The sequence below is a fragment of the Oscillibacter sp. KLE 1745 genome (assembly GCF_000469445.2).
Classification (GTDB): Bacteria; Bacillota; Clostridia; order Oscillospirales; family Oscillospiraceae; genus Oscillibacter; species Oscillibacter welbionis.
This window is the reverse complement of record NZ_KI271695.1, coordinates 5,776-13,638: the sequence shown is the minus strand read 5'-3', so window position 1 is coordinate 13,638 and position 7,863 is coordinate 5,776. Positions and strand designations below refer to the sequence as shown.

The window sequence follows — 7,863 nt, the reverse complement described above, 5'->3', positions numbered from 1 at the left end:
GGCCGGCAGATGCCGGCCGCTGCTTTTTGATGTGACAGGGTTCAGTCGTCCAGCTCCTGCTCTGCCTTGACAATTGCGCCGGAGGAGGCGTCGATCTCATAGCTGTACTCCGTCCGGCCCACATGGAACTCCACCTCATACAAGGTCCGGCCGTCATCCCGGTCCAACTCCACCTGGATGCGGGAGGCGTCGCTCTCACTGACGCCGGCGTGGGTCAAGGCAGCGGATTTTGCAGCCGCCTCGCCAATGTGGGGGCCGGAGCTGCCGGATGCTGGGACACTGTGGCTCTCCCGCTCGCTTTTCAGCACGGCACCGGTATAGAGGTCGATCTCATACTGATACTCCGTGGTGCCCGCCAGGAACTCCACCTCGTAGCACTCCGCCCGCCCGTCGTCGTGCTCCACCCAGCAGCGGAGATAGATGGTGTCCGCTTCGCTGACGCCTGCGTGGGTCAGGGCGGCGGCAGTGGCGGCCGCCTCGCCGATGTAGGAGCCGGAGCTGCCGGTTGTTCCGCCGGAGATGCCGCCCTCCCGGGAGAAATTCACCACCTCACCGGTGCGGGCATTGATGTCGTAATCATACTCTGTGCCGCCGGCATAGAACTCCACCTCGTAGACCATCAGGCCGTCCTCGCTGTCGAACTCGATCTCCAGCTGGGCCACGCTGCTCTCGGCGATGCCCGCATGAGCCAGGGCGGCATTTTGGGCCTCCTCTGCCGTGATATAGGCCTTTGTGCTGGCGGTGCCCGTCTGGGTGACGGCCTGGGTGGTCAGATGCCGGGACTCGGCGATCAAGGCGATCTCATTCACCGACAGGGGTGCCAGGGACGCAAAGGTCAGTGTGCTGTCCTGAGCGATCACCTCCTGGATCAGGGATGCCTTGCCTACGGAGATGCCGTACTGCTGGGCCAGAGCATTCAGATCCGCGCTCTCCGTCACTGTCTGGCTGAGGACAGCCCCCTCCAGGGAACCGCCCTGGAAGACGCTGTTGATGGTATCCGTCAGGTGCTGCTGGAGCTGGGCGGATTTTGCGGCGTCCTGGTTCTCCACGGACACCAGGATGGCGTTCTGGATATCGCTGAGATAACCGTTTTGGAGCATGGAGCCGATGAGGGCGTTCACTGCCACGTCCAGGTCCGTGCCGGTCAGATCCATGTCGCCCAGGATAACCTCTGCGTCCTGGTTGAAGGGGGTGACGGAGAGCACCCGCTCCTTGGAGCTGACGGTCATGGACAGGCTGGGGTTCACATCCAGCATCACCACGGAGTCCACGGCGTTGGCTCCCCGCCAGCTGCTGATGCCGAAAGCACCACAGCACATGACCACCAGGGCGGCAGCCACTGCCAGGGGCGCCCAGCGGCGCTTCTTTTTCGGAGCCTCAAAAGGGAGGACAGTTCCCGCTTGCGGGCCGCAGGCGGCCAGGATGCGGTCCAGCGGATCAGGAGCGGCGTGCTCCACGGCGGTCCGCAGGCGCTGTTCCAGTTCACGTTCGTCCAAGTCAGTCTGCCTCCTTCCATGCGAGTTGGAGCTTTTTCAAAGCCCGGCTGTATTTGGAGAGAACCGTGGGGAGCGGCAGGCCCAGCAGAGCGGCGATCTCCCGGTGCCGCAGGCCTGTCAGCGCGTGGAGGGTGACGATCTGCCGCTCTTCGTCACTCAGGGCGGAGAGCACGGCCTCCAGCATCATCCGGTCCTCATGGGTCACGGCGGGATTGTCCGCCAGACGGTCCTGCCAGTCCTCCTGAACCAGGGGTTCCGTCCGCCCGTGCTCCCGCAGGCGGCTGATGGCCAGATTCCGGGTGATGGTCAGCACCCAGGCCATAGGCTTGCCCTGCCTGCGGTATCCGCCGGCAGCGTTCCACACCTGCAAACAGGCGTCGTGGAGAATATCCTCTGCGTCGTGGGCGTTTTTGACGATTGACAGGGCAAAGCCGTAGACGGCAGGACGGGTGCGGTTGTACAAATCCGCCAGAGCGTCCTTGTCTCCCCCGGCGATGCGGGCGATACAGTCCTCCAGGGCGGCATCCGCGTCTGGGTCCGGCTCTGCCACGGTCATGCAGAATATCATGGGGCTTCCTCCTGTTCACACAGACAACGCGCCGGCGGCGCGTTTGATTGCACTGCGGCCGAAGCATCACCGGCCGCGCCCCCATGATAGCACATCCTGCAGAGGTTTCCAACCCCGGGCCGAAATTTTCCGGAAGGGCAGCTGCTCCGCCGGATCAGGGCAGCATCCGGTCCGCCGCCGTGATGGGGCGGATGGGGCGGCAGGGGACGCCCGCAGCCAGGACTCCGGCAGGGATGTCCTTCGTCACCACGCTGCCGGAGGCGATGACCGCCCCGTCTCCGATGGAGACGCCGGGCATCACGCGGACGCCGCCGCCGATCCAGACGCCGCTGCCCACACGGATGGGATAGGCGTACTCCAGCCCCTGGGCCCGCTTTGCCGCGTCCAAGGGGTGGCCGGAGGTGTAGAATCCACACTGGGGGCCGACCAGCACGTTGTCTCCAAAGGTCACGCCGCCGGCGTCCAGAATGACGCCGCCGTGGTTCATGTAGAAGTTCCGGCCCACACTGATATTCCAGCCGTAGTCGCACCAGAAGGGCGGCTCAATCCGCAGTCCTTCCCCAGCGGCGCCCAGCAGCCGGCGCAGCAGCATCTGGGCGGATTCGATGCCCTCCGCCTGATAGGCCCGCTGATTGAACTGCTGGCACTGAGTCTTGCAGGCAGCCAGCTCCGCCAGCAGGGTCTCATCACGGGCGGGTGCGTACAGCATTCCCCGCAGCATCTTCTCCTTTTCCGTCATAGGGTGATTCCTCCTGTACAGGCGGCCCCAGGGCCGCAGTTCACTCTGCCATTATACAGAAGGCGCCCTCCGGGTGCAAGAGCCGCCGTCGGTTCAGCCCCGGGGATACTGGCTGCTGACGCTCTCCAGCTCTGTGACGGAGCCGAAGCCGCTGATTTCGATGTCGTACCACGTGTCCCCGTTGATGATTTCGTAGCTGTACTCATTCCAAAGGCCCTCACTACTGACCTCCTGTGAGACGATCTCCCCGCCGCCGACGGTATCCAGCGCGATCTGTTGAGCCTCCGCACTGTCCACCCGCAGCGCCAGCACAGCGGCCACGGCCGCGACGGCCAGTACCGCAGCTGCACCCACGATCATGGCGACGATCTTCTTCACAGACATGTTTTTCATAAAAAGCTCCTCCTGCTTGTTGTTTCGGATTCATGGTTCCTGTTTGTGTCTTCTGCCCTGATAACGCGCAGACAACGGCTTTTATTGCATGGCGGGCGAAATTTTTTCTTGACAGGATCGCCTAAAGCCGCCACTGTGAGAGGCAGAAAGGAGGTGAATTTGATGAAATATAAAAAATTTGGAAATATCAGCCCTATCGAACCAGTCGGCGGGAGCAAGACTATCAACAGGTTCAGGAATTTCTGAAAAGCGGCGATCCCGAACTTTGGAAGGCGCTTTATGAGAGTGCCTATGAAATTGTATACCAGTGCGCGTACGGGATGGATTTTTGCCGCGTGCTGGGACCTGATGATTACTGTGAGATTGCCGATGAGGCGTTTGCCCTCTGTTATGAACAGCTGGACCGATATCAGGGGCTCAGCCAGTTCTCCGGCTGGGTAGGCGGGTACAGCAAAAACATTACCCGCACCCGCTGTCGGCAGGTGTTGACCGGCCTACGGTATCGCCGGCAGCTCTATGAAGTCTCCACCGGACGGATGCGGGATTGGGATCCCCTGTGGATCCTGATTCGTCTAGAGCGGTACTATTGTCTCTGGAAAGCCATCTCCGACATCTCTGAAACAAGCCAGCGGATTCTGGAGGCTCGGATTTTGGAAAAGCTGTCGCTGCGGGCCATTGCGCAGGAATTAAATCTGACACAGCGTGAGGTAAAAACGCGATATGAAGCCGCGTGCAATGTGGTCCGGACGCGCTTCCTGCGCTATTGCACGGAGAAAGTAGAGTTTTAAAGTGCAGGAATCCCAACTATTCATGCCGAAAGGAGTGCACCAAATATGCACAACGATAAAAAAGCGTATCAAGTTGATCGGACGCCGACAGAATTGCTCAGCGATCTGCTCGTCCAGTTAAAATTTTTAAGGCAGGAATGCCTCCATTACGATGCAGGAGACTGGTCTTACGGTGCGCAGATTGCGACCAAGCTCCGGCTTTTGCTCCACCAGACAAAATATTCTGATTCCCTGCTGGCCCAAATTACAAAGCGTTTTGCATTCAGCTGTCCGGATTTTCTCAGTCTGAGCACCGTGCGGGGCGAGCTGCCCAATAAAGGGAGGACCGATTTTGTCCGCTCCCCGCTCATTCAGTACCAGATGATTCACCAGCCAGAAGTCCCTCCGGTTCTGACGGTGCAGCCCCTGTCTCTGGAACCCGGAAAGCGATATGCCAAACGGGCATTCAAGACCTGGTGGAATGGGATTGACATTCTCCTGATTGACCGGCAGCACTTTTTGAACCGTAAGGGCGTAGTGTGTCTGCTGGCAAACCAGGAGGGCGGCGCCCATGTCCAGCCCGGCATGGACGAAAAGGCGGCTATGTTACGCCGGGGAGCGGCAAATTCCCTGCAGATTGCCGCCCCGCTGCCGGACGGGCTGACGCGGATATATACCGCCGAAATCGACCAGGTACTGGCAGCCGTTGTGCGCACCATTGCGGCGGAGACACTGTATACATTTGAGCATGCAATCCTGCCCCGCTGCCAAATCGCCCTTTCTGCAGATGAAAAAGACTGAAGCGGGTCCGGGAGCCGCGCCCCGGCGGCGTTGACTTTTCCGCTGCTTTCCGGTATGCTTTTGCTATCCTGATACAAAGGGGGCGCCGCGCATGCCGGACCTCACTTCCCTGTTCACAGACACGCTGGCCAAGTTCTCCTTCCGGGCGGTCCTCTCCGCCGCTGCCACGCTGCTGATCTGCCTGGTGGCCGTCCACCTGCTGGGCAAGCTGCTGCGGCGGCTGCTGGCCAGGACGAAGCTGGACGAGCGCATCCAGAAATACCTGCTGGCCGGGGTGAAGCTGATCCTCTATATCGTCACGGTGCTGATCGTGGCGGAGAGCCTGAATATTCCCATGACCTCCCTGGTGGCGCTGCTGTCCGTGGGGTCCCTGGGCGTCACCCTGGCGGCGGAGGACATCCTGGGCAATGTGGCCGGCGGGCTGGTGATCCTCTCCGCCCACCCCTTCTCCATCGGGGACTATGTAGAGGTCGGCGGCGTGGCCGGCACGGTCCATGAGATCAGTCTGAACCACACCAAGCTGGTGACCCCGGATGGGCATTTGGTGATGCTCCCCAACAAGGAGCTGGCCTCCTCCCAGATGACCAACTACACCGTATTGGGGCGGCGGCGGGTGGTGCAGCGGGTGACCGCCTCCTACGACGCCCCCACGGAGACGGTGAAGGCCGCCTGCCGGCGCGCTCTGGAGCAGACGGAAAACCTGCTGGAGGACCCGGCTCCCACCGTCTACCTCACCGCATACAAGGAGAGCTCTATCGAGTACACAGTCTACTGCTGGGCTACGCCGGAGAACTGGTGGGGCGCGTATCTGGCTCTGGGGGAGCACCTGCGGGACGCCTTCCGGGAGTACGGCGTGGAGATGACCTACAACCACCTGAATGTCCACATCATAGAAAACCAAAGCTGACCGCGGGAGGCGCTCCAGGCGCCTCTGTATACAGCGACGCCCGGTCCGGGAAATCCCGGACCGGGCACCGTCTTTTGGGGTAAATGCCGCAGAATGCCCTGCATGGGACACGGATGTGGTGGGTCTCCCCGCTCATGCGGTTGACTTCCGCCCGCAGCGTCATCTTATCCCGCTGCGAACGAGATGGCCGGCGCTCAATACCTGCCCGCCCAGTCCGCCAGCAGCAACACCGGCAGCGCCCACAGCAGCAGGAACACCAGCAGGGCCAGAGGCGTCAGCAGATTATAGGCGCCTTGGAACACCATATAAAAGGACAGCAGCGTCCCGGCCACGCTGCCCAGCACGGACAGCGCCGTGGCCCGGCGCACAGCCTTGCACAGGCGGCGGCTGCCTACCACCGCTTCCGCATAGGGCAGCAGTCCTTCCCGAAACAGCAGGGCCCGGGGCATCCCCCGGTCCAGCTCCGCCTCACTGAAAGCCACCCGGTCCGTCAGACTGGGGAACTCCACCTTCACGCCCTTGTGAAACTTCCGCTTCAGCAGGGCCGGGGTGATGTTGGGATCCCGGGACGCCAGGATCGGCGTGATGCGGCTGCGGCGCATCATCCGCAGGGCGAAATCCACGTTCTCCGAGGGCTGGTACTTCACGGCAAACACTGCCGCCAGCTGCCGGTCCATGGCCAGGAAGATGCCGGTCCGCAGGTTGATGCCGCCGGGCAGGCGCACCTCCATCTTCCGCATGAAGGAGGCCGTGCCCAGCAATACCGACTCCCCCCGGATGGTGGCGGAGTAGCCGCCCTCCTCATAAAAGCTGAAATCGTCCACTTTCTCATAATGGCCGCCCTCGCTGCGGAGCAGGCCGTCAAACAACCGCTGAAGGCCGCAGTCCGCCGCCCGGGCCATAGAGGCGGCATAGGAGGAAACCCGGGACAGGTCCTCCCCGAACACCTTTACGCCGTTGAGCTGGATCGTACCCGGCGGGAACAGGTCTCCGTCCGTCAGGATCATGGCCCGCCTGCGGCTGATCTTCTCCGCACCGCACCAGCCCGCCACGGCGCACCCCGCCTTGTGAAAGTGCCGGGCCAGCCGGGAGAAGGGCATCCCCCAGCACAGAGGCAGGGCAAAGGTGGTGCCTGCCCCCAGGATGGCAGACCAGTTCAGCAAAAAGTCGTCCCCCCGTTCCTGGCCCAGGGAGCTGAGCCCGGCAAACACGATGGAGGCCATCAGCACCACCGGCATCAGTGCGTTCTGCCACACGGCGGCGGTATTCTCCCGCAGGGCGGTGGTGTAGAAGCCGGGGACGGAACCCGCCTGCTTGCAGGCCCCCTTCTCCGTCTCCGTCACCAGATAAGGCGGCTCGTCATCCGTGGCGGCCATGCGGAAGGTGTCCCACAGTCCCCGGCTCTCCCGGGCTCCGCCCCACATGGCAAACACCAGGGCGAGGCACCCCACCGGGGCATAGCAGGGGACGGCGCTCCGCTCCGGCAGCACCAGCCGGGCCACACAGTCCGCCGCCATCACCACGGCGGAGACCACCGCCAGCAGCTCGCTGGTGCATCGCTTCTGCAGCAGCGAGCCGAACGCCTTGGCGAATACCTGCCGGGCCAGGACGGCCACCGCCGCAAGGCACGCCAGCAGCACACCGCTCTGGACGGCTGCGTCGCCGGTCCAGTAGCGGATCTCATAGCCGTAGGCCTCGATCCCCATAGGGATCACCGGCAGCAGCGAGATCAGTACCGCTGCCAGGATGGGGTGCTTGCGCCGCTTGGCCTCCGCCCGGTAGTCCGCCGCCGCCTCGGCCAGCTCCGGCTCCGGACCGATGGTGTCGATCTCCGGGATCTCCTCCGGCGCCTCCTCCGGTTCCGGCGGGGCGTAGAGCTCCTCTGTCTCCATCAGGCGCTTCCGGGAGAACAGGCCCCGCCGGGGCCGCAGCAGGGGCTCCTGAGCCTCCTCTTCCATCACCGCGTCCACGGTGCTGCCCACCACATCCTCCAGCGTGATGGGGTGGGGAGAGGGCGGCAGATCCTGCCGCAGCTCCTCCAGCAGGTCCTCCGGCTGGGCGGGCGGCTTTTGGGGCGGAGCTGTTTTTTCCGTCACCTGGGGGGCGGGACGCGGCCGCGCCTCCGTTTGCAGAGGCGGCTTCTTCGCGCCGCCCTCCGCCGGAGGGGCGGCCGGCTCCGTCTCCCGGCGGGC

8 protein-coding genes are annotated in these 7,863 nt (G+C 63.2%); 3 read left to right on the top strand and 5 right to left on the bottom strand.

Going from position 1 to position 7,863, the window contains the following annotated elements; all coding sequences use genetic code 11:
• Nucleotides 1-41: 41 nt before the first annotated feature.
• The 4 genes from HMPREF1546_RS04140 to HMPREF1546_RS04125 all read right to left on the bottom strand — a co-directional run bounded on the left by HMPREF1546_RS04140 (nt 42) and on the right by HMPREF1546_RS04125 (nt 3,196).
• Nucleotides 42-1,496, bottom strand: a complete 1,455-nt coding sequence (locus HMPREF1546_RS04140) for a PepSY domain-containing protein (RefSeq protein ID WP_021749190.1) — start codon at nt 1,494-1,496, stop codon at nt 42-44.
• Between the two features lies 1 nt (nt 1,497).
• Nucleotides 1,498-2,064, bottom strand: a complete 567-nt coding sequence (locus HMPREF1546_RS04135; protein ID WP_021751723.1) for an RNA polymerase sigma factor — start codon at nt 2,062-2,064, stop codon at nt 1,498-1,500.
• 154 nt (nt 2,065-2,218) lie between these two features.
• Nucleotides 2,219-2,803: a sugar O-acetyltransferase gene (locus HMPREF1546_RS04130; RefSeq protein ID WP_021749193.1), complete on the bottom strand. Its 585-nt coding sequence runs from the start codon at nt 2,801-2,803 to the stop codon at nt 2,219-2,221.
• Nucleotides 2,804-2,896: 93 nt separating this feature from the next.
• A complete protein-coding gene (locus HMPREF1546_RS04125) occupies nt 2,897-3,196 on the bottom strand; it encodes a hypothetical protein (RefSeq protein ID WP_021749194.1) in 300 nt (99 codons plus the stop codon).
• Nucleotides 3,197-3,531: 335 nt separating this feature from the next.
• On the opposite strand from HMPREF1546_RS04125, the gene HMPREF1546_RS04120 reads away from it, so the two are divergent.
• The 3 genes from HMPREF1546_RS04120 (at nt 3,532) to HMPREF1546_RS04110 (ending at nt 5,671) form a co-directional block, all read left to right on the top strand.
• Nucleotides 3,532-3,984, top strand: a complete 453-nt coding sequence (locus tag HMPREF1546_RS04120; protein ID WP_198016065.1) for an RNA polymerase sigma factor — start codon at nt 3,532-3,534, stop codon at nt 3,982-3,984.
• 45 nt (nt 3,985-4,029) lie between these two features.
• Complete coding sequence (locus tag HMPREF1546_RS04115) at nt 4,030-4,764, top strand: hypothetical protein (protein WP_021749197.1); 735 nt, start codon at nt 4,030-4,032, stop codon at nt 4,762-4,764.
• A 91-nt stretch (nt 4,765-4,855) separates the two neighbouring features.
• Nucleotides 4,856-5,671 (top strand): mechanosensitive ion channel family protein, encoded by an 816-nt coding sequence (locus HMPREF1546_RS04110; protein ID WP_021749198.1) that lies wholly within the window; start codon nt 4,856-4,858, stop codon nt 5,669-5,671.
• Between the two features lie 194 nt (nt 5,672-5,865).
• On the opposite strand, the gene HMPREF1546_RS04105 is transcribed toward HMPREF1546_RS04110, so the two are convergent.
• Nucleotides 5,866-7,863, bottom strand: a 1,998-nt coding sequence (locus HMPREF1546_RS04105) for a hypothetical protein (RefSeq protein WP_021751721.1), incomplete at its 5' end; no start/stop codon positions are given.